At 43.8% G+C, this 21,367-nt stretch carries 20 protein-coding genes; 8 read left to right on the forward strand and 12 right to left on the reverse strand.

Annotation, left to right across the window (positions count from 1 at the left end; translation table 11 throughout):
* Positions 1-221 precede the first annotated feature (221 nt).
* Together RTS10_RS04415 and RTS10_RS04420 are read right to left on the reverse strand one after the other, a co-directional pair.
* Positions 222-1,100 (reverse strand): lysophospholipid acyltransferase family protein, encoded by an 879-nt coding sequence (locus tag RTS10_RS04415; RefSeq protein WP_312385874.1) that lies wholly within the window; start codon positions 1,098-1,100, stop codon positions 222-224.
* A 230-nt stretch (positions 1,101-1,330) separates the two neighbouring features.
* Positions 1,331-2,329, reverse strand: coding sequence for a GNAT family N-acetyltransferase (locus tag RTS10_RS04420; RefSeq protein WP_312385875.1), 999 nt, complete (start codon positions 2,327-2,329; stop codon positions 1,331-1,333).
* A gap of 411 nt (positions 2,330-2,740) precedes the next feature.
* On the opposite strand from RTS10_RS04420, the gene hflX reads away from it, so the two are divergent.
* The 3 genes from hflX (at position 2,741) to htpX (ending at position 6,713) form a co-directional block, all read left to right on the forward strand.
* On the forward strand, positions 2,741-4,108 hold the full coding sequence (gene hflX, locus RTS10_RS04425; protein ID WP_065253315.1) for a ribosome rescue GTPase HflX: 1,368 nt from the start codon (positions 2,741-2,743) through the stop codon (positions 4,106-4,108).
* Positions 4,109-4,873: 765 nt separating this feature from the next.
* Positions 4,874-5,638: a lytic transglycosylase domain-containing protein gene (locus tag RTS10_RS04430; protein WP_065253316.1), complete on the forward strand. Its 765-nt coding sequence runs from the start codon at positions 4,874-4,876 to the stop codon at positions 5,636-5,638.
* 184 nt (positions 5,639-5,822) lie between these two features.
* The gene (gene htpX / locus RTS10_RS04435; RefSeq protein ID WP_312536405.1) at positions 5,823-6,713 is read left to right on the forward strand and encodes a protease HtpX; all 891 of its coding nucleotides are present in this window, start codon (positions 5,823-5,825) and stop codon (positions 6,711-6,713) included.
* A 107-nt stretch (positions 6,714-6,820) separates the two neighbouring features.
* Here the strand turns inward: htpX and RTS10_RS04440 are convergent, their stop codons facing one another.
* The 4 genes from RTS10_RS04440 to RTS10_RS04455 all read right to left on the reverse strand — a co-directional run bounded on the left by RTS10_RS04440 (position 6,821) and on the right by RTS10_RS04455 (position 11,619).
* Positions 6,821-7,084: a DUF2789 family protein gene (locus RTS10_RS04440; RefSeq protein ID WP_284034678.1), complete on the reverse strand. Its 264-nt coding sequence runs from the start codon at positions 7,082-7,084 to the stop codon at positions 6,821-6,823.
* 235 nt (positions 7,085-7,319) lie between these two features.
* Entirely contained in the window at positions 7,320-8,306 is a 987-nt protein-coding gene (locus tag RTS10_RS04445) for a malate dehydrogenase (protein ID WP_007116966.1), read from the reverse strand.
* Between the two features lie 227 nt (positions 8,307-8,533).
* A complete protein-coding gene (locus RTS10_RS04450; RefSeq protein ID WP_312539407.1) occupies positions 8,534-9,310 on the reverse strand; it encodes a T2 family ribonuclease in 777 nt (258 codons plus the stop codon).
* A gap of 323 nt (positions 9,311-9,633) precedes the next feature.
* Entirely contained in the window at positions 9,634-11,619 is a 1,986-nt protein-coding gene (locus RTS10_RS04455) for a lytic transglycosylase domain-containing protein (protein ID WP_312539408.1), read from the reverse strand.
* A 257-nt stretch (positions 11,620-11,876) separates the two neighbouring features.
* Between RTS10_RS04455 and RTS10_RS04460 the strand changes: the two genes are divergently transcribed.
* The 3 genes from RTS10_RS04460 (at position 11,877) to RTS10_RS04470 (ending at position 14,497) form a co-directional block, all read left to right on the forward strand.
* Positions 11,877-12,638, forward strand: a complete 762-nt coding sequence (locus tag RTS10_RS04460) for a class I SAM-dependent methyltransferase (protein ID WP_312539409.1) — start codon at positions 11,877-11,879, stop codon at positions 12,636-12,638.
* 73 nt (positions 12,639-12,711) lie between these two features.
* Entirely contained in the window at positions 12,712-14,178 is a 1,467-nt protein-coding gene (gene miaB, locus RTS10_RS04465; protein ID WP_312115554.1) for a tRNA (N6-isopentenyl adenosine(37)-C2)-methylthiotransferase MiaB, read from the forward strand.
* Between the two features lie 4 nt (positions 14,179-14,182).
* Positions 14,183-14,497: a hypothetical protein gene (locus RTS10_RS04470; RefSeq protein ID WP_219333418.1), complete on the forward strand. Its 315-nt coding sequence runs from the start codon at positions 14,183-14,185 to the stop codon at positions 14,495-14,497.
* A gap of 10 nt (positions 14,498-14,507) precedes the next feature.
* Here RTS10_RS04470 and RTS10_RS04475 read toward each other — a convergent pair whose 3' ends face one another.
* From RTS10_RS04475 to gspE, 3 genes are read right to left on the reverse strand one after another with little or no spacing between them, the layout of a single operon-like run.
* Positions 14,508-14,708 (reverse strand): hypothetical protein, encoded by a 201-nt coding sequence (locus RTS10_RS04475; RefSeq protein ID WP_203172219.1) that lies wholly within the window; start codon positions 14,706-14,708, stop codon positions 14,508-14,510.
* Positions 14,698-14,964 (reverse strand): BrnT family toxin, encoded by a 267-nt coding sequence (locus tag RTS10_RS04480; RefSeq protein ID WP_076776833.1) that lies wholly within the window; start codon positions 14,962-14,964, stop codon positions 14,698-14,700. Before RTS10_RS04480 ends, RTS10_RS04475 begins: the two co-directional genes overlap by 11 nt.
* Before the next feature lie 45 nt (positions 14,965-15,009).
* Positions 15,010-16,515: a type II secretion system ATPase GspE gene (gene gspE, locus RTS10_RS04485; protein WP_409455582.1), complete on the reverse strand. Its 1,506-nt coding sequence runs from the start codon at positions 16,513-16,515 to the stop codon at positions 15,010-15,012.
* A gap of 173 nt (positions 16,516-16,688) precedes the next feature.
* On the opposite strand from gspE, the gene RTS10_RS04490 reads away from it, so the two are divergent.
* Positions 16,689-17,540 (forward strand): thiazole synthase, encoded by an 852-nt coding sequence (locus RTS10_RS04490; protein WP_312539411.1) that lies wholly within the window; start codon positions 16,689-16,691, stop codon positions 17,538-17,540.
* Between the two features lie 28 nt (positions 17,541-17,568).
* Positions 17,569-18,927: a WS/DGAT/MGAT family O-acyltransferase gene (locus RTS10_RS04495; RefSeq protein WP_312539413.1), complete on the forward strand. Its 1,359-nt coding sequence runs from the start codon at positions 17,569-17,571 to the stop codon at positions 18,925-18,927.
* 72 nt (positions 18,928-18,999) lie between these two features.
* Here the strand turns inward: RTS10_RS04495 and RTS10_RS04500 are convergent, their stop codons facing one another.
* The 3 genes from RTS10_RS04500 to RTS10_RS04510 all read right to left on the reverse strand — a co-directional run bounded on the left by RTS10_RS04500 (position 19,000) and on the right by RTS10_RS04510 (position 21,259).
* Entirely contained in the window at positions 19,000-19,728 is a 729-nt protein-coding gene (locus RTS10_RS04500) for an amino acid ABC transporter ATP-binding protein (RefSeq protein ID WP_203172620.1), read from the reverse strand.
* A gap of 116 nt (positions 19,729-19,844) precedes the next feature.
* Positions 19,845-20,516: an ABC transporter permease subunit gene (locus RTS10_RS04505; protein WP_007116978.1), complete on the reverse strand. Its 672-nt coding sequence runs from the start codon at positions 20,514-20,516 to the stop codon at positions 19,845-19,847.
* Positions 20,513-21,259, reverse strand: coding sequence for an amino acid ABC transporter permease (locus RTS10_RS04510; RefSeq protein WP_040404072.1), 747 nt, complete (start codon positions 21,257-21,259; stop codon positions 20,513-20,515). Before RTS10_RS04510 ends, RTS10_RS04505 begins: the two co-directional genes overlap by 4 nt.
* Between the last annotated feature and the right edge of the window lie 108 nt (positions 21,260-21,367).

Here is a 21,367-nt window from a genome sequence, read left to right on the forward strand (position 1 = left end):
ATGCAGGTTAACGGTTTAACCGCTGTAGCGAGTATTTAATCGCAAGTGATTGTCATATAACGTTTTGTTACGTACATAATAACAGATTTGGTGAAATTTTTACCTTTTATTACAATGCTATTTGACTGAAAAAATTTAGTGAGCGTCTGTGATATTCACATGATAAAAAAAAGCCAAGGTGATGGCAGCTTGGCTTTTCTACTTAATTATAGTCGTAACGATTAAGGCTGTTTAGGGTGAAGCACTTGCCCATGCAAGCGCGCCAGTCCATCCACCATGCGCTGCTGCAAGATGGCGGTAATTTCGTTTCGGGTTTTACCCGCAGGGTCAATGGCTGCTAACGGCAACACATAGGCTTTGGCAGGGCGGTTATCAAGGACACGTTTGACGCTATCTATCAAGCCAATATCGCCATAATACGGAATGTTTTGGTCAAGTTCGCCATCTTGGTTGACATAGCAAATCACAATCGGTTGAATGAGCACTTGGCTGTCCATCGCAGACTGCAACAAGTTGCCATAAATACGTTTAATCGCTGTACCGTCTGTGGTGGTCGCTTCTGGGAAGAAAACCACGGGTGAGCCTTGTGATAAAAACTCACTCATCTGCTCACTGATTTTGCTGGTATCGCCCGAACCGCGCTGGATAAATAAAGTGTGGGCGGTGGTCGCCATCCAACCAATCACCGGCCAATGCGCGATTTCGGCTTTGGACAAAAAGAAGGTCGGTACAATACTACCCACCACAGGGATATCGAGCCAAGAGATATGGTTGCTCGCCCACAACGCGTGATGTGTCGGTATTGGCTCAAGTGCAGTCACCTCAATGCCTAACGCTTTGAGCGATTTTTTACAGAATTTTTGAATCAGTTGGATGATTTGCTGATTATCGGGATTTGGTGTGCGGCTAATCTGCCATGCATAGCCAACCCCTGTTTGAATCGCAGCCATTAAATTCATAAGGCGCTTGCTACGTTGCCACTGGGTCGCCAAATTCTTTTTACTGTAGGTAGCAGGTTGTCGCAGTTGTTTTGCTGTTTCGCTAAGTAGGCTACTGATTGTCAACGCCGATGGCGCGGTTTTGCGGTTAGATTTTTGCATAAGGTAAATATGTGAGTGAAAAATTGTGGATGTAGTATAGCAAATTATTGGGCACACGGCTTACTGCGTCTTCTTGAGTTTCAACAATAACCCAATAGCAATCACTAAGTATCAATAGCCGAGTAATAATAACCGACTAATAATAACTAAGTATCAATCACTCAATAACAGTAACCAAACCCGGTTTATATTACTCAAGATTAGCATCTTTGCCTTTATTAATAAACCGGTTAGTGCAAATAGTGCTGATAGCGCGGTTTGACTTGTTCAAATGGCAACCAAACAAACACATCGGCACAATCAAACTCAGGGTCATAACAAGCCGCTTCACCAAGACTACAGCCCATTTTGACATACATTTTTAACAGCGCTGGCAAGGCAAAATTTTGCGGATTCGCCAAGTCCACATCAGCCACTTGCGCCAAGTCGATAGCGGATAATTTGTCTTCTGGCAATTTACGGGTCACTTTGACATCTAACTTGGTACTATCAAGCTGATGATCTAACCAGTTTTGCACATTGCCCTCTTCCATCGGAACTGAGGCACAGCCCATAAACGCATTGACATTGTAAGCTTTGGCGACTGCCGCGATGGATTCCCACAAATGATTAATTGTGGTAATACCTCGGTAATCTGGGTGCACACAGGTGCGACCGATTTCTAGCACATTATACGGGTAATCATCGAGCAAGCGACCCAGTCTAAACTCATGCTCGCTATAAAACTGCCCAGCTTTTATCGCGCCGTTTTTATCCAATAATCGGGTGGTTGCCACCGCGAGTGGCTGCCCAAAGCTATCTTGCTTGGTTTCGTCATACACCACCACATGGGTGCAATAATTATCAAAATCATCCCGATCTAGCGGCTGCTCTGAGCTTGGATGAAATCCCGCAAAACTTACTGAAAACGCTTGGGTAAAGGTCAAAGTGCGTAGGCGCTGGGCATTGAGCAAATGCTGCTCGGTTTGTAGCGAAAACTTATCCTCGCTCACGTTAATAATCACTGACTTAAATAACGGGCGATGACGCGCGCTTGGGCGGCTAATCGTTGGCTTGACCAGCGGGGCTAGCGTCTCTACCACTGCTATATCAGCAAAATTATGTGCCAGTAACTGCGCAACAAACTGGGTATTAAAAAGACTATCAACAGGATAAGTGGCGATATCTTCGTATAATTTGGCGCCGTTATTTTGTTCTAGAAAATTAGCTTGTTCTACAAAATCAGTCATCTTACGGTTACCTAGGGTGGTTTTTGCTATGGCATTGGCCAGCTGCTGAGCGAAAAATGCCTTAGCTTGTCATTGACTCATTCTCAAAGCTACAAAGCCCCCATCATCTAATTGGATGGTTAGTCAGTCTGGATGAATTCAGTATGCGTGACACCCGTGTCGTTTCAATGACGTTTTCATGGCAAAACCATGACCAAACCTTCGCCTTTACCCCCGTTTTAAGTTACTAATTGTAAATTTGACTAAAAGTTCTGCAAAAAAACCTTATATTGATAGACATAATCCCTCTATCGTGTCTAGCGCTTTTCTAACGCGGCTATCGACTATTTAAGCGAATGTTTAACCTAATAGACTTAGATAATACATTTAGATACAGACACACTTTTACACTCACAACGAAAGGATAAATCATTGGAGTATTTTGAGCGTTATGAAGGTGGTGAAAAAGCCATCTTAGTCCATTTAAATATTACCCATCTCAATGACCCAGACGATTTGGAAGAATTTGAATTACTGGTGGATTCGGCTGGGGCGCAAAAACAAGCCTTGGTCACAGGTACGCGGTCTAAGCCTGACGCCAAATACTTTGTGGGTACGGGTAAAGCTGAAGAAATCGGGGAACTTGTCAAGCAATATGAGGCAGATATTGTCATTTTTAACCATAGTTTGACCCCATCGCAGGAGCGTAATATTGAGCGCTTGGTACAGTGCCGTGTACTTGATAGAACGGGTCTTATCTTGGATATTTTTGCCCAGCGTGCTCGAACCTACGAAGGTAAACTGCAAGTTGAGCTTGCCCAGCTCAATCACTTAGCGACTCGCTTAGTACGCGGCTGGACGCACTTGGAACGCCAAAAAGGCGGTATTGGTCTGCGCGGCCCAGGCGAAACCCAGCTTGAAACCGATAGACGCTTGTTACAAGTGCGTGTCGGGCAGCTCAAAGCCAAGCTTGATAAGGTCAAACAAACCCGCGCGCAAGGTCGTGCCAAACGCCAAAAATCATCAGTACCGACAATTTCATTGGTGGGTTATACCAATGCGGGTAAATCTACCTTGTTCAATACCCTGACCCATGAAAACACCTATGCCGCCAATCAGCTATTTGCGACGCTTGATCCGACGTTACGGAGTGTGTCATGGTCAGGCGTGGGTAAGGTGGTACTTGTCGACACGGTCGGTTTTGTTCGTCATTTGCCGCATGAGCTAGTGGAAGCCTTCCATGCCACGCTAGAAGAAACCTTAGAGGCAGATTTGTTACTGCATGTCATTGATAGTCACCGTGAAGACATGCATGAGCAAATCGCCGCGGTACAATCCGTGTTAGCGGAAATTGATAATCAAGTGCCTGTGCTAAATGTGTTTAATAAAATTGATCTCACAGGTGAGCCGCCGCACATCGGTTATAGTGATAAAGCCAAGCCCAATCGGGTGTATGTCTCTGCCCATGAGCAATTAGGTATCGAGCAACTCACCCTTGCCGTGCAGCAGTTATTGGTAGGTCAATTACAGCGGTTTGAATTAACCTTACCCGCCAATTTTGGACAATTGCAACACGAACTGCATAAGTTAGAAGTGATTGAAGACCTCAGCTATGATGAAACAGGTCAAACCAAACTGACTGCCATGATGTCGGTGGACAAGCTTAAGCAGTTGTTGGGTGAATTTGGTATCGCCCCTGAGGAAGTGTTGTCGCAAGCACAAGCCAAACTGCTTGCGCCAGTGCTTGAACCATTTGAACAATTACTACAGCAGCCATTGGATACCGCCGACGAGACATAACTTGTTAGCCATTTAACAATATAACAATAGTAGACCTGTATCAAAATTTAAGTTGGTGCAGGTTTTTTTTGGCTGAATAAATGACCATACCACGCGATAAACTGCGCTTATTGACCATAAGTTGATTAAATCTTAAAAATATATTCGTCAATTTGTCATTCTTTTGTCATGTCGCCCGTTGCGCTATCAGATTTTTTTCAGTTATTTTGGGGGTTATTTCATTTTATTTTTTATCAATATCAAACATTTAGGTTATTTTCCCCAATTTATGTGGATAACCATGTGGATAACTTCTGACTTGACAACAATAAACCGCATATCGCTATAGGTTATCTCTAAATTGGTCATTTTTTAACCAATTATTTTATTTATATAAATCATAGAGTTATAGTTTTTTGCAAAGTGCAAGCAAAAAATTTTACTTTTTTTTTAAGATTTAAGGCTTGAAAATTTGATAGTTTTTATGGCTAAAAATTTTGAGCCCTTGTTTTTCTAATCCTTCGTATCCAACCCAAAAGGTCTACAAGTTTTTTGGCAATTTATTCCCTTATTTCCCCTTATCTGATTTTTTGTAAACTTTAACCAGTTTTTGACAGATTTATGGTATATTTCATGCCAATTGTTTTATAATACTGTTATCAAATGTCATTGAAACATAACGAATTTTATCTTTTTATGTCGGTTTAAAGCATTACGCTAACTTCAAATTTTATAGTCATGTGCTTTACCGTGACGTATTGTCAAAAATTTTACATAGGTATATTTATGGTATTGTTTGCAAAGAAAACTCGCCTACCCTATTTGCTATCGGCTTCCCTATTGTCATTGGGTGGTTTGGCAAGTATGGATGCAGCGAATGCTGGCAATATGTATGTGTTTAAAGATAGCAACGGTCAGGTACTGTTGACCAATGTAGTCAGCAACAACCGTCCTGCAGGAAATAATTTCCAAAATTTTACCAAAAAAGTCAAAGTGACTTATTACGCGGATACTAATGTGCATAGTTATAGCAATTGGGGCGCCAATGAAGCTGCAGTACCTGCCAGTGCGCGTGGCAACAAAAATAGCTACGATAGCATGATTGTGGCTTCTGCGCTGCGTCATGGTGTCGACCCTGCATTGATGAAAGCGATGATGCATACTGAATCAGGTTTTAATCCCAATGCACGCTCACCTGTTGGGGCGCAGGGGTTAATGCAATTAATGCCTGCGACAGCTAGACGTTTTGGTGTGTATAATGCTTGGAACCCTGCGGAGAACATCGAAGGCGCGGCAAAGTATTTGAAATTTTTACAAAACCGTTTTGGTAATGTTCAGCATGTGATAGCGAGCTATAATGCCGGTGAAGGCAACGTCAGTAAATACGGCGGTATTCCCCCATTTCGTGAAACCCGTGACTACGTACAACGTGTGTTAAGCCGCTACAACAACTTATATCGCAATGACCCCAATCTGCGCTCTAGTACTAGCAGCAATGGCTTTCAAAATGTTAGCTATAATTCGTCAAATCCTTATACGATTGTCCGCTAACAACCATGTCTATAATCCCAAAACCAGAAGCCCAAAGCCAGTTTAATACTGGCTTTTTTTATGTTACAAATTTATGCTACTTTTCCCTTTAATTTGTTGCATTAAACGCTATTATACTAAATATCATAGTCAACTTATTGTTGATAAGTATATTTAATCGTTTGATTGTCTTTAGGAAACCGTCATGTTACGAATTGGCTTATTTCTTTTAACTAACCTAGCGGTGATGGTGGTGTTTGGTATCGTCATGAACGTCATCGCGCCAATGCTAGGGTTCAATTTGGGTGGCACAGGCACCACTAGCCTGCTGGTGATGTGTTTCATCTACGGTATGATAGGGTCTTTTGTATCGCTGTTGATGTCAAAATGGCTCGCCAAACGCTCTACAGGTACGCAAGTTATTGAACAGCCTGCTACCCAGTTGGAAGTTTGGCTGGTCGAAACGGTTCGCCGTTTGGCGCAAAACGTCAATATTGATATGCCAGAAGTGGGTATCTTTGATAATCCATCACCCAATGCCTTTGCGACAGGTTGGAATAAAAACAAAGCTTTGGTTGCGGTATCGACTGGGCTACTACAATCGATGAACCAAGAAGAAGTCGAAGCAGTACTTGCCCATGAAATTGGTCACGTTGCCAATGGTGATATGGTGACCTTAGCGCTTGTTCAAGGGGTGGTTAACAGCTTTGTGATGTTCTTTGCGCGCATTGTGGGGCTATTTGTAGATCAGGCAGTATTTAAAAATGACAGCAATTCACCTGGCATGGGTTATTACATTACCAGTATGGTGTTAGATATTGTGTTTGGTATTGCTGCACAAGCGGTTGTCATGTGGTTCTCTCGTTACCGTGAATACCGTGCGGATGAAGCAGGCGCACGTTTGGCGGGTAAATACAACATGATTGCTGCCTTAGAAGCGTTAAAGCCTGCCAGCCAGCATCCTGACTATATGCCACAAGGCATGAAAGCCTTTGCGATTAATGAAGGTAAAGGGGGATTTAGTTTTGCCCAGTTATTTGCCAGCCACCCCTCCCTTGATGACCGTATTGCCCATTTACAAAAATTGGCTCCGTAATTATTTTGACCACTTGTTTTAACAATGTAAAAAACCCAATCAGTGATTGGGTTTTTTAGTTATTTTTTAATACATTTAGAAAATACCTTTGACAGTATTAAAAGGACTTATTTAGCCAGTTTTTGTGCATCCATGGCATCTTTATGCAGACGGGTATTTAATTCATCGATAATTTCAATCCAACCTGCATCTGCATGATATTCTTCTTTTAAAAATTTGCGTTGGTTATCAGTCCAAACGGTCGCATCACTAAGCTTTACTGACTGTGGCAGTTGGTTATTTTGGATAAAAGCTTCAATGGATGCATCATCGCTGTCCATGCCCATTTGCTCAAACAACATATTAATGTTTCTTTCGCCATCTATCATCATTGTGGTTCTCCTAGTACTCTAAAAAGTATCAATGGTTATTGTAATATCATTATTGTTTAGCACTCATTTTATTCAAAATTATCAAAAAAGTGCCATGGGTTATTCTTACCGTTAGACCATTGTAGCCAAAATTGAGTAAAAAAAATGTGATTTGATTGTATAGTGTGGTTATTTCATGTAAAAAAACCAGCCTAATGAGACTGGTTTTTTTTTCGGTTAAAACATTCTAACCTAATTAGTTAGGTAGTAAGTGGCTGACCGCATCACGCTCTTCAGCAAGCTCAGTTTCTGTGGCTTTCATTTTTTCTTGTGAGAACGCCGATGAAACGTCTAGCCCTTCAACGATTTTCCAATCGCCATTTTGGCAAGTACACGGGAATGAGTAGATAAGACCTTTTTGGATACCGTATTCACCATTTGAGTAAACACCCATAGATACCCAATCATTCTCGTCAGTGCCTAGTGCCCACGAACGAATGTGCGCAATGGCAGCGTTTGCAGCAGACGCCGCTGATGAGGCACCACGTGCTTTAATGATGGCAGCACCACGTTGTTGTACGTTAGGGATATAAGTACCTTCGTACCAGTCACGTTGTACTTGCTCTAGGGCAGGTTGACCTTTTACCGTAGTGAAAGTCAAATCTGGGTACTGGGTTGAAGAATGGTTACCCCAAATGATCATTTTTTTGATGTCATTCACGGTAGTTTCAGTTTCTTCAGCCAGTTGCGCCATACCACGGTTGTGGTCAAGACGTGTCATCGCTGTAAAGTTACGTGGGTCTAGGTCTGGGGCATTGCGCTGTGCGATTAAGGCATTGGTGTTGGCTGGGTTACCCACAACCAATACTTTGACATTACGGCTAGCGTTGTCATTTAACGCTTTACCTTGTGCAGAGAAGATGGCGGCGTTGGCTTCGAGCAAATCTTTACGCTCCATGCCAGGACCACGAGGACGGGCACCTACCAGTAGGGCATAGTCCGCATCTTTGAACGCAACGTTAGCGTCATCAGTTTGTACGACGCCCGCTAGCAATGGGAATGCACAATCTTCAAGTTCCATTACCACACCTTTTAAGGCTTCTAAGGCTGGCGTGATTTCTAATAATTGTAAAATGACAGGTTGGTCTTTACCTAACATATCACCCGATGCGATACGAAATAATAATGAATAACTGATTTGACCAGCAGCACCAGTCACCGCAACACGAACAGGCTGTTTCATTGAAAGCTCCTATTATGATAAGTACAAGATCCTTTGCAAAAGCAAGGCAGTGAAAAAAGCAGAAAAAGTTGTCTAAAAAAGCCTGCCTAGTTTATCACTTGTCACCATCAAAGACCATAAATTTATGGGGTCAATTGTCGGGTGAGCTTGACAATTATGGGTTAAAGTAAGGCAAAGAACAAAATAAAAAACGCTTAAAACTAGGCAAAAATTGATACCGCCATCCCTCAATAATTACCATCAATCAAAAATTGACTGGGACAGGCATAAGAGCGGGTGGCACATTGGGCAAAACGTCCGTTATTGTCATAACACACGTTAATATAGGTCAGTACAGATTGACCTGCACTATTTTTTTGACAGAAAAAATTAAACGAGTTTGGCTTCATGCCGGGGTTTAAAGATAATAATTGGTGGCTCAAGCCACTGGACGTGAATCGATAACTGCGACCGCTACTGAGTTCTTTTGGAAGTTTTAATTGACTGGCAAGTGAGGTAATGGTGCGAAAATAATTAGGGGTACTTAGACCACTGCAGCGACCATACTGCTGCCAAATATTTTTGCGAATATTACCGTCTGGAATGACTTTTGAGGTGATCTTTTCTTGCAGTGGCGACATGCTGTAGCGGCTATTACTACAAGACTGGTTCGCCACCCGATAAAAATTCACCGTCATCGGATTGCCTTCGATACATTGGCGAAGATTACCCATGTATGGGTTAAGCTTGCAGATGGCAGGGGATAATTCAACCCCTAAAACACTGTCGGCGTGGGCAGCTGAGGTTGCTAAAGCACCCATCACCGCCAAGCAGCCAACTGACAAATAGCCACTAAACTTTGTGCTTTTTTGATGACTTGAGTTGATAATTAAACTGGCTAAATTTGCCGCTGCCTCAGCATCTTGAAACTTTGCTCTAATCTTTAACGACCCCAATGTGGCGGCGTGTGATGCCGCGTGCAAGTTGGTAAAATCGAGTAATGTTTTTAGACAAGATGACAGCATAACAATTAAACCAAATAGTTGGTGATTAAAAACAAGCAGGTTGTTTTAACGTTTACAGTGAGCTTTTAAATTTACAGTGAGCTTTTAAAATAGAAGTGATAAAAATGGTCATTGACTGATTAATTTTTTGCTTGAAATAACTAAATTTTTGTCAAACGAAACTAATGTTTATGAGTCATGCCAATTTTTTGAAATCATACTAACTGGGTCAGATTTTGTAAACCCTGTATATACTAAAAAACAACAGTAATTTATTGACCATTATCAATTAATTAGCTGTTGTTTTTGCGAAGATTTAGCGGGTTTATTTAATACAGATTAATTTAATATTTAGCAGCAATGGTACCCATACGCTGACTAATCGGTTGGTTGCTGCCGCCAAGGAGCACATCATAATGGGTGGTATTTTCCATCACGGCTTTGACATAATTGCGCGTTTCTGAATAAGGAATGGTCTCAACATACTGATCTGCCGCTAGGCTACCGTTCTCAGGTTGCCAAGTTTTGGCCTTACCTGGCCCTGCATTATAGCCCGCGGTAGCTAGTACAGGTTGACCGCCCAATTTATTTAAAATATCGCCCATATAATACGTACCATAGCGGATATTGGTATCGCCCCCTGCGACGCGAGATGGCTCATACGGTTCGCCCAACTTACGTGCGATATAGCGCGCGGTGTCTGGCATGATTTGCATCAACCCCCCTGCTCCAACACCCGAACGCGCGCCGATATTAAAACGGCTCTCTTGACGCATGATGCCATACGCCCATGCAGGATCGATTCCCGCTTGGCGGCTGTATTGCACGACACTAGACTGATGGGGCATTGGGAATGCCAGTGCCGAATTTGGAATCGTTTTGGTGGATTCCAATGCGTAGATAGCACGGTCGTACCATCCCATGTCCGATGCGGTTTGCGCCGCTGCCAAAATCATCGTCTCATCACCACGGTCACGTGCTTTTTTTACCGCCCAGTTCCATTCACGGTTGGTATAGCTGGGATTAGCGGCAAGTTTATAGAGGGTAAATGCTCGATTAAAGAAACTATCGCTTGCGAGGCGTGAGTAATCACTATTGCTCAGCGGTGGATTGGTCGGCAATCGGTCAAAACGCTGCCCCAGTTGGTCTTTGGCAAGCAGCCCATAATAGTCATTGGTTTGCGCCAATTGACTAAATAGCTGATTGGCTTGTTGACGCTGCTGGTTAGTGCCGCCCAATTTGTAGGCTTTGGCAAGCCAATATTGCCATATCGGTTGCTGCTGATTTTTATAGTCCATTGCGCCAATGGCTTGTGCCAAATCTGACCATCGGCTATAGCGTATCGCTGCTTGGGCATAGTTTTCGGCTTCTTCATTGTTAAATGGTACGCCCAGACTTTTTTGCATCCAATCAACCGCGTCACTACTAAACCCTTGATCGGTATTGACCCCCATCCTTGCCACGCCCAAGGTACGGTAGGCATATTGACGGGTTTTGGCATCAAAAAACTGCGGATTTCGCCCCAAATCATAGTTAAGCTGCATCGCCGCTTCACTGACAGATTTTTTGGCAAGTTGCCCTAAAGCATATAAATATAAATATCGATTGCTGGCAGTCGCTGGCATACTTCCGAGTTGTGAGAAAAACGCATTGGGACTGCTACTGATGCTCATGAGCTGATTGTAGCTCATCTGCACGCCCAATCGGCTGGCAAGTTGCACGATATCACCGTTGTTGCCCGTGCGTAGCATACGGTACAGTCGCTGCTCACGGTCATCATTGCTAACCATGCGATTGCCATTGAGCTCTGTCGCCAACTGTTGGCAAAGCTGCGGCAGTTTTTTATCCGTGTTGAGCCAAACATTACCTTTTTCGGTATAAGCGCGCATGCTATCGCCACCGTGATTAAAGCCTAACGCAATGGCACAAGCTTCACTGGCATCAGCATTGGTTACATAGCTCGCCACTTGTCTAACTGCATCATAATCACCCATCCGCGCTTTGGTTTCCGCATAATCCGCCGCCAATTTTTCTGCCATCGCAGTTTGTGGATAACGGTTGGCAAAACTCACAATCGCTGATGCCAGCTGGGCGTCTAAGTCTTTATTGAGCTGCCAATATTCTGGATACATGTCTAGACTGCCACCCGCCATCATTTGCTGATAGTTGCCCATTTGCGATAAGTTGCCACGGCTAGCTTCACGTTCGGCTTGGTTAAAATAACTATCTGCGGTGCTAGGCGTCCCTACAGAATAGCTACTTGCACAAGCAGATTCTGCAAAAACAGCAATCACACCGCATGAAATCATCGAAAGCTTGAGATTTTTCATAATAATTGGTAAGACCTTTAATAGGATAAATAGACAAAAAATGACAAAAATAATGTAAAAATTGGTTAACCTTGCTGAAGCGATTATAACGATTGTCGACTAAAAAAAATTTACCCAAATCTCAACTAATTGTATAAAAATGTTGCAGCGTATTTTATATAACTAATAGTTTTTTATTTTTAAATTTAATTAACTATAAATCATAAATTATTTCGCTTATGATGAGTCTATTATTACCAAACTAGATGCGACAAGCCATGACCCATACCCAACACGCCCTAAATATTCAACAATACCAAGACAAATCCCACAATTACCTCAATAGCCCTGTTCATGCACAAGGTGCTGAGTTTGACAAAATAAAGCAGTTGATTGAGGCGCACAAGCTTGCGCATATATTAGATTTGGGCTGTGGCGGTGGGCACGTCAGTTATCAGGTTTCACCTGTTGCCACATCAGTGATTGCTTATGACATTACCCCTACGATGACCGAAGTTGTCGCCAGGCAAGCCAAAGCACGCGGCTTAACCAATATCACCACGCAAATCGGTACGGCAGAAAAATTACCTTTTGCCGACCACCAATTTGATGCCATTATCACGCGATATTCTGCGCACCATTGGCAAAATGTACCACAAGCGCTGTTTGAGATGCATCGCGCCCTAGCTGACGGTGGCAAAGTGGTGATTGTCGATGTGTTGGGCAATAGCAACCCAGTGCTCAATAATTTTTTACAGACCATTGAAACCATCCGCGATCCCAGTCATGTCAAAGATTATAGTCTTGCCGAGTGGTTGTATTTTGCAGAAATCACCGGCTTTTGCGTGGCGACTGTCGAGATGCAAAAACTGGCGTTAAATTTTGACAGTTGGGTCGCCCGTATGCATACAGCTGACACTAGCATACAAGTGATACGAGGCTTACAAAAAAATTGTGCCGCGCCTGTTAGACAATATTTTGAGATAGATGAGTCTGGCAATTTTAGCACCGATGTCATTTATTTAGTGCTGTCAAAATAATCACTACCGCATCTTGCCAAAAAAATCTGTTATAATTGAGGGTTTATTTTAGGCGAAACATTTAGGTGTAGTCATGACAGTTACTACTTTTGACCCAAAAGCACAGATTTCCAAAACTCAAAATTTGGTAACGCCAACGCTAGCGGCGAGTGTTGAACCCACCATGCTACCAGCGGATACTCGTGTCAAACGCGTGTTTATCGAGACCCAAGGCTGTCAGATGAATGTGTATGACTCTGAAAAAATGGCAGATGTGCTAGGCGACTCCCATGGCATGGTGCTGACGGACAATCCTGAAGAAGCCGATGTGCTGCTCATGAATACCTGCTCGATTCGTGAAAAAGCGCAAGAAAAAGTATTTTCTGAACTCGGACGCTGGAAAAAGCTTAAAGAGAAAAACCCGAATTTGGTCATCGGTGTGGGTGGCTGCGTGGCGTCACAAGAAGGTGATAAAATCCAAAGCCGTGCCCCGCATGTCGATATGGTGTTTGGACCGCAAACCCTGCATCGCCTGCCAGAACTGTATGACCAATCCACCAAACAGCTGGATGTCAAACCCAAAAACCGTATCGGCGTCGTCGATGTGTCTTTCCCTAGCATTGAAAAATTTGACTTTTTACCCGAGTCCAAAGTGGAAGGGTTTAAGGCGTTTGTATCCATCATGGAAGGCTGCTCAAAATACTGCTCATTTTGCGTGGTGCCTTACACCCGAGGCGAAGAAATCTCGCGTCCCCTCGATGACGTACTTGCCGAGATTGACAGCCTTGCTAGCCAAGGGGTACGTGAAGTAACGCTATTGGGGCAAAACGTCAATGGCTACCGCGGTGAAAAACACGATGGCACAATTTGCCGTTTTAGTGAGTTATTGCATTATGTGGCGCACGTTGACGGCATTGAGCGTATTCGCTATACCACCAGCCATCCACTGGAATTTAGCGATGATATCATTGAAGCGTATGCCAAAATACCAAAACTGGTATCCCACCTGCACCTACCCGTGCAAAGTGGCTCCAACGCTATCCTAGCTGCCATGAAGCGTAACCACACCATTGATATCTACATTGAGCAAATCCGCAAACTGCGCGCGGTGCGCCCTGATATGTATTTATCAAGCGATTTTATTATCGGGTTTCCCAATGAAACCGACCAAGATTTCCAAGATACGCTCAATCTTGCCAAAGATTTGGATTTTGACCATTCGTATAGCTTTATTTACTCCAAGCGTCCAGGTACGCCTGCGTCAGACTTGCCCGACAATATCGATATAGCAACCAAAAAAGCCCGTTTGGCTGAGTTTCAAAAGGTGATTGTCGATTCGACTTGGGCAAAAACCCAAGGCATGGTGGGTCAAACCGTGCGTGTGCTGGTGGAGCAACATGGCGACCGCAATCCTGAATTTTTGATGGGAACGGCAGATAATACGCGAACGGTATTGTTCAAAGGCGATGACACGTTGATTGGTAAACTGGTGATGGTAAAAGTCACGCGAGCCATGAGTCCGCATTTGGTGGAAGGTGAGTTGGTGGAGGTTTTAGGTTAAGATAATGGCATTTGACATGTGGTTTGATTGTGACAATGAGAAAATTAATTGTCAAATTTCGCATGAGGACGAACGTATTTTACGTTTAGCCGAAGGTAACACTAACTTTTCAACGCTTACTTGGCTATTGGATAACTTTTATAATGACCCAGTGATTTATCCGAATGTTGCTAAATCACTGGTCGTTGAATTAAATAATTTGGCAGACTATTTTGCGAAAAATAACCATAAGCAATCTATCACTCACTGTCAGAAAATCGAAAACTTTATCCGTTTGTCAATTGAAAAAATGCAAGTTATTCATTGCATCAGTGACTAAAACACATAATTTAAACAGTAGATTGTGTGTGAATTTTCATCGCCATTACTTGGCGAATCATTTCACTGATATGTTTTTTAGTATCATCATCTTGGGTTACAAGCCAATCACTCACATCTTTATCCAGCAAATGCTGTTGTTCTCGCAACTGATTAAGATGGGAAATTTGTGTCGCTCTTTGAGCATTTGAGAAATCGTATTCAGTTTGCATATTGTTTTTCCTCGTTTTTGGTTGCTTTTCGTGCAGATATTAACCGAATCATATCATCATTATCCACATAACAATAGACAACAACTAATAAGCGATTTGCCATTCCTAATAATACAAATCTTGGTTCATCGTGGTCAAAATCTTCACGTACTAGCGCATTCGGGTCAAGTAATGCAATTTTTGCTTCATCAAAACTTACACCATGTTTGATTTTATTACTTTCAGCTTTATTTTGGTCAAAAGTTATTTGTATCAATTTAGCGACCTATATTCATTTTTTCATTAACACTAGAAAAATATATCACATCTCTTTTTCTTTCGTCACCCGAAGCACTTCTTCCAGCGTGGTTTTCCCTGCCAATACTTTTTTGAGTCCATCCGCACGAATTGACGGTGTCTTACTCCGCGCATACGCTTCTAACTCAAACTCCGCCGTTTGGCTATGAATCAGTTGTCGCAATTTGTCATCGACAGGCACCACTTCATAAATCGCAGTACGTCCCCGAAATCCTGATTGATTGCACTTATCGCAGCCCACGGGTTTTGGCAGTTTAATTTCTCCGACTTCGCCTATTTCAGTAAAAATCTGCGTTTGATAGGCATCGGCAAGTGCCCATGTATGACAATGCGGACACAAGGTACGCACTAGTCGCTGTGCCACCACGCCAATGAGGCTCGATGACAACAAAAACGGCTCAACCCCCATATCTTGTAGCCGCGTCACCGCACCAATCGCCGTATTGGTATGCAGGGTCGAGAGTACCAAGTGACCTGTGAGTGACGCTTGCACCGCAATTTCTGCGGTCTCTAAATCGCGAATCTCCCCTACCATCACCACGTCAGGGTCTTGACGTAGCATGGCTCGCAGGCTACGGGCAAAGGTCATATCGACTTTATTATTGACTTGGGTTTGCCCAATACCATCTAGCTGAAATTCAATCGGGTCTTCAGCGGTCAAAATATTACGGGTGTTATCGTTCAAATCCGTTAAAGCCGCGTACAGCGTCGTGGTTTTGCCCGAACCTGTCGGACCTGTGACAAGAATAATGCCGTGCGGGCGATGAATTAAGCGTTTAAGCTCGCTATAATCATTGTCTGACAAACCCAAATAGGTCATATTTAACCGACCCGCTTGTTTATCCAACAGCCGCATCACCACACGTTCACCAAAATTTGATGGCAAGGTCGACACCCGCACATCCACTTCTCGCCCAGCCAGACGTAGTGAGATGCGTCCATCTTGCGGCACCCGTTTTTCAGCGATATCCAGTTTTGCCATGACTTTAATACGCGACACCAGTAGTGGTGACAGTTCCCGTTTTGGACTGACGATTTCTTTAAGCACCCCATCCACCCGAAAGCGTACCGATAGGCGTTTTTCAAAGGTTTCGATGTGAATATCTGAGGCGTTTAGGCGGATAGCTTCGGACAGTAGCGCGTTGATTAGGCGAATGATGGGCGCGTCATCTTCTTGGTCCATCAAGTCTTCCGTCTCAGGGACACTGTCAGCCAGACTCATCAAGTCGGGATGGTCTTCAAGCCCAGCGGCAATATGCTGAGATTCCCCTGTGTTGCCTGCATACACAGCGGCTAACTGCCTTTCAAAATCGTCACTTTGCGCCATGGCAAAATTCAATGGCAGCGGTACCCCTGCTTGACTGGCAAAACGGTTGGCTTCGTTGATGGCTTCCATAGGGGTATCCGCCGTCATCAACAACGTCGGCGGGGCAGTCAAATCTTGCGAGTATTGCAACAGCAGTTGATGACGTTTGGCAAAACTATACGGCAAGGCAATCGGATTTAGCATAGGGATTATCAAATGAAATAAGCCAAGAAAAGATGCGTTCCATTGTAGCTTATCAACAAGACAAATCCTACCAAGGCGCACAAAAAGACCCTGAGTCAGGCTATATTTTGTTATACTAAAGCATTTTTTACTGATTGATAACCATGACAATCAAACTCTAAAAAGGGATGACAATGACCCAAACCACTTTAACTCAAAATCCTGAAACCCAAAATTCTTCAATCCAAAATACGCTGATAACCGCAAACGACCTCCTACACATTGGTTCGCGCACGTTTAACTCTCGTTTGCTCGTCGGTACTGGCAAATATACAGATTTGGCACAAACAGGTGAAGCCATCGCTGCCAGCGGCGCGCAAATCGTCACTGTCGCCATTCGACGCGTAAATATCGGGCAGAAAAAAGATGAACCCAATCTACTCGATGTGATTTCTCCCGAAAAATACACTATTTTACCCAACACCGCTGGCTGTTTTGATGCTGATACTGCCGTGCGTACCTGTCAATTAGCGCGTGAATTATTGGATGGGCACAACCTTGTCAAACTTGAAGTATTGGGCGATGAAAAAAACTTGTATCCTAACGTCATCGAAACCGTGAAAGCGGCTAAGACCTTGATTGATGATGGCTTTGATGTGATGGTGTACACCTCAGATGACCCGATTGTTGCCAAAGAATTAGAGAGCATGGGCTGTGTGGCGATTATGCCATTGGGCAGTTTGATTGGCTCAGGTCTAGGATTGCTCAATCGCCATACCTTAAGTCTCATCATCGAGCAAACCCAAGTGCCTGTTTTGGTGGATGCAGGCGTGGGTACGGCCAGTGATGCCGCCATTGCCTTGGAATTAGGCTGTGATGGCGTACTGATGAACACCGCGATTGCCCATGCGCAAAACCCTGTATTGATGGCCTCTGCCATGAAACATGCGGTGATGGCTGGACGCGAAGCCTTCTTGGCGGGTCGTATGCCAGCACGCTATATGGCACAAGCTAGCTCGCCACAGACTGGCTATTTTTTCCGCTAATTTATTATTTCACACTTAAGGACATCGCATGCGTCTGCTCACCGCCATTGACCAGTTATTTATCTTACTTGAAAATCGCAATCAGCCGATGCACATTGGTGGGCTGTTCTTGTTTGAGATTCCCGATGGCGCAAGCGATACCTTTGTCAGTGATTTGGTGCAGCAGATGGTTACGCAAAAGACGCCGCCGAGTTTTCCGTTTAACCAAGTGTTATATCATCTAGCATGGTGGAAAACCGATGAAAACTTTGAAGTCGACCATCATTTTCGCCATATCGCCCTGCCCAAACCGGCACGCATCCGTGAGCTATTGACTTATGTGTCCCAAGAGCACAGCAAATTACTCAACCGTGCCAAACCGATGTGGGAATGTCACATCATCGAGGGGATTGAAGGCAATCGTTTTGCGTTGTATTTTAAGATTCATCATTCTATGGTCGATGGGATAGCGGCGATTCGTTTGGTCAAAAAATCGCTATCAGAATCGCCAACCGAGCGCATTAGCTTGCCAATTTGGTCGCTAATGACCCGTCATCGTCACCAACTCGATGCTTTGATACCAGAAGATAAATCCCTTCTGCGTGTCGTCAAAGAGCAAGCGCTGGCTATCCCACCCGCCATCAAAGCCTTAGGTAAAAATGTGGTAGAGCGATTTGACAAGGACTATATTACCACCACCCAAGCGCCAGATAGCCCCCTCAACCAACCGGTATCAAGCTCACGGCGTATCTCTGCCCAATCTTATGAGCTTATTCGTTTTCAAACCATCGCCAAACATTACACTGTGACCGTCAATGATGTGATTTTGGCGATTTGTTCGGGCGCTTTACGCCGTTATTTGCTCGATATCGATGGCTTACCCAAAAAACCCTTGATTGCTTTTGTACCCTTATCACTGCGCGGTGACAACGATAGCGCAAGCCAACACGTTGGCAATCAAATTACCTTTATTTTAGCCAATCTTGCCACCCACCTTGCCGACCCTGTTGCCCGGTTAAAGACGATTAATGGCAGCACCAAAAATAGTAAAAAACGCTTTTCACGGATGAAGCAAGCCTCGTCGATTATTTATAGTGGGGTTGCTTATAGCCGTGCAGGGTTGCAGGTACTTACCGGTCTGTTTCCCGATTATCGCGGTTTTAACTTGATTATCTCAAATGTACCAGGTTCTCATCAGCCATTGTATTGGCAAGGGGCAAAACTGCAGGCGCTGTATCCTGCCTCGATCGTGCTCAATGACCAAGCGATGAATATCACCTTGTGTACTTACGTGGATAAAATCGAGTTTTGTATCGTCACCTGTAGCCAAATATTGCCCCATAGCCAACGATTACTCACCTATATGGAAGAGGAACTCAAAGAATTTGAATCACTCATGAGCAATTAGGCTAATGCAAACTTTGACAATAAAAAACGGCAGTGACTGCCGTTTTTTAATGAAATAAACTTTATCTTATATTTAGTGATTTAAGATTTTTGACAAAAAATCTTTCGCACGCTCGCTACGCGCACCGGCAAAGAATTCTTCACGGCTACAGTTTTCAACGATATGACCTTGATCCATAAAGATGATACGGCTGGCGACTTGGCGCGCAAAGCCCATTTCGTGGGTCACACACATCATAGTCATGCCCTCATTAGCAAGCTCAATCATCACCTCAAGTACCTCTTGAATCATCTCAGGGTCAAGTGCGGAAGTTGGCTCATCAAACAGCATTGCAATCGGGTCCATACTAAGCGCGCGTGCAATTGCTACCCGTTGCTGCTGACCGCCTGACAACTCGGCAGGGTATTTTTTGGCATGCGCTGACAAGCCCACGCGGTCAAGATAACCTAAGCCTTTTTTCTGCGCTTCAGACTGACTACGACCCAATACTTTGATTTGTGCCAAGGTCAAATTTTCTAAGATGGATAAATGCGGAAACAGTTCAAAATGCTGAAATACCATCCCTACACGGCTACGTAGTTTTGGCAAGTCGGTTGCTTTGGCGCCGACCGAAATGCCATCAATCAAGATTTCACCTTGTTGAAAGGCTTCAAGCCCATTGACGGTTTTGATTAAAGTTGATTTGCCGCTACCTGATGGACCACAGATGACGGTCACATCGCCTTTGTGCACATGCGCGGTACAGTCGGTCAATACTTGAAAGTCGCCATACCATTTACTGATTTTGTTGACATTAATCATGATATCGGGACTGGCGTGTCCACTGTTTGATACCAAGCCACCAAATTCGTTGAGCCAGGTGGTTTCATCAATTTTAGTAACTACTGACATGTTATTATTCCTTTATTCAATATTGATTAAGCCATGCGAAAGCGTTTGCGTAGGTGGTTGACAGCGGTCGATGCGGTTAGACTGACCACAAAATAAAACGCCCCTGCCAACAAGATATAGGGGGTTAATAACCCCATCAAGTCACCGCGTACGTATGAGGCTCGGAAGAAATCCACCAAGCCAATCGCAAACACCAAGGTGGTATCTTGGAACAAAATAATCGACTGCTGTAGAAGTAGCGGAAACATCTTGCGAAACGCTTGTGGCAAAATAATAAAGCGCATGGTCTGACCATAAGTCATACCCAAGGCTTTAGCAGCATTGACCTGTCCTTTGCCAATTGATTGGATACCCGCACGTACAATCTCAGAAAAATACGCGGCTTCAAACACCATAAATGCCACCACGCACGAAGTAAACGCGGTATCCAACGTCAAATACGTGCCCGTCACCAAGTTGTACACCATCGGTACAGCAAAATAAAACCAAAGCAATACCAACAGCAGCGGCACTGAACGGAAAAAGTTGACATACAGCTTGGCAGGCACGGCTAAAATACGAATGCCCGACAACCGCATCAAGGCTAAAATCGTACCCAGCGCCAAACCGCCAATGATAGCTAAAAATAACACTTTGAAGGTGATCCATAAGCCACCCATCAACCCTGGCATTGCGGCTTGTAATTCCATCATATTCATGCGCCACCCCCATCGATTTGACCTTTGATGCGTAATTTTTTCTCAAGCCAAGTCATAAAATAAATCAACACCAAATTAAACAATAAATAAATAATCGTGGTAAAGGTATATACTTCGATATTGTTTTGGGTATATTCACTGATAGTTTTGGTTTGGCTAATCAGCTCAGTAACCCCGACCAATGAAGCGACCGAGGCATTCTTAAAACAGTTGGTAAGCTCAGAGCTCATCGGTGGTAAAATCACCCGAAATGCCTGTGGCAATACGATATGGCGATACGTCTGTGGCAAGGTGAACCCGAGCGCATAGGCAGCATTGGTCTGCCCTTTTGGCAATGATTCAATACCCGTACGCACTTGCTCTACAATACGAGCCGCAGTAAATAACCCAAGACCAATACTTGCTGAAATAACTGCCGAGGTATTTGGGTCTAACTCTTGAAACCACCATTTTTGTAAGGCAGGTGTCAGCCAAGTAGGTGCCACATAAAACCAGAAGAATAACTGTATTAATAGCGGAATGTTACGAAAAAAACTCACATAAGCCGTACCAATCGCTCTGGCAGTTTTGTTTGGTAAAGTACGCATAATACCTAAAATCGTACCGATAATTAAGGCAATCAGCCAGCCACTCCCACCAATGACCAACAGCCATTTAAAGCCTGTCAATAGCCACTGCCAGTAGACTTCGTTGCCTACACCTGTTGGTTGCAGCAACACGCCCCAATTCCAACTATAATTCATTGCCACCCCCAAAATCCTGTCTAGCAAATTGATTTACCCAAAAACTAAAACTGACGTAACCACAATTGATAGGTGATGACGTCAGTTTTATGTTGGATAGTAACCTTC

The sequence above is a fragment of the Moraxella sp. CTOTU47616 genome (genome assembly GCF_032017465.1).
GTDB lineage: Bacteria > Pseudomonadota > Gammaproteobacteria > Pseudomonadales > Moraxellaceae > Faucicola > Faucicola tetraodonis.

Coding starts and splice junctions, on each gene's coding strand:
- RTS10_RS04415 (WP_312385874.1), bottom strand. CDS start 1,100: ATGCAAAAATCTAACCGCAAAACCGCGCCATCGGCGTTGACAATCAGT.
- RTS10_RS04420 (WP_312385875.1), bottom strand. CDS start 2,329: ATGACTGATTTTGTAGAACAAGCTAATTTTCTAGAACAAAATAACGGC.
- RTS10_RS04430 (WP_065253316.1), top strand. CDS start 4,874: ATGGTATTGTTTGCAAAGAAAACTCGCCTACCCTATTTGCTATCGGCT.
- htpX (WP_312536405.1), top strand. CDS start 5,823: ATGTTACGAATTGGCTTATTTCTTTTAACTAACCTAGCGGTGATGGTG.
- RTS10_RS04440 (WP_284034678.1), bottom strand. CDS start 7,084: ATGATGATAGATGGCGAAAGAAACATTAATATGTTGTTTGAGCAAATG.
- RTS10_RS04445 (WP_007116966.1), bottom strand. CDS start 8,306: ATGAAACAGCCTGTTCGTGTTGCGGTGACTGGTGCTGCTGGTCAAATC.
- RTS10_RS04450 (WP_312539407.1), bottom strand. CDS start 9,310: ATGCTGTCATCTTGTCTAAAAACATTACTCGATTTTACCAACTTGCAC.
- RTS10_RS04455 (WP_312539408.1), bottom strand. CDS start 11,619: ATGAAAAATCTCAAGCTTTCGATGATTTCATGCGGTGTGATTGCTGTT.
- RTS10_RS04460 (WP_312539409.1), top strand. CDS start 11,877: ATGACCCATACCCAACACGCCCTAAATATTCAACAATACCAAGACAAA.
- miaB (WP_312115554.1), top strand. CDS start 12,712: ATGACAGTTACTACTTTTGACCCAAAAGCACAGATTTCCAAAACTCAA.
- RTS10_RS04470 (WP_219333418.1), top strand. CDS start 14,183: ATGGCATTTGACATGTGGTTTGATTGTGACAATGAGAAAATTAATTGT.
- RTS10_RS04475 (WP_203172219.1), bottom strand. CDS start 14,708: ATGCAAACTGAATACGATTTCTCAAATGCTCAAAGAGCGACACAAATT.
- gspE (WP_409455582.1), bottom strand. CDS start 16,515: ATGCTAAATCCGATTGCCTTGCCGTATAGTTTTGCCAAACGTCATCAA.
- RTS10_RS04490 (WP_312539411.1), top strand. CDS start 16,689: ATGACCCAAACCACTTTAACTCAAAATCCTGAAACCCAAAATTCTTCA.
- RTS10_RS04495 (WP_312539413.1), top strand. CDS start 17,569: ATGCGTCTGCTCACCGCCATTGACCAGTTATTTATCTTACTTGAAAAT.
- RTS10_RS04500 (WP_203172620.1), bottom strand. CDS start 19,728: ATGATTAATGTCAACAAAATCAGTAAATGGTATGGCGACTTTCAAGTA.
- RTS10_RS04505 (WP_007116978.1), bottom strand. CDS start 20,516: ATGAATATGATGGAATTACAAGCCGCAATGCCAGGGTTGATGGGTGGC.
- RTS10_RS04510 (WP_040404072.1), bottom strand. CDS start 21,259: ATGAATTATAGTTGGAATTGGGGCGTGTTGCTGCAACCAACAGGTGTA.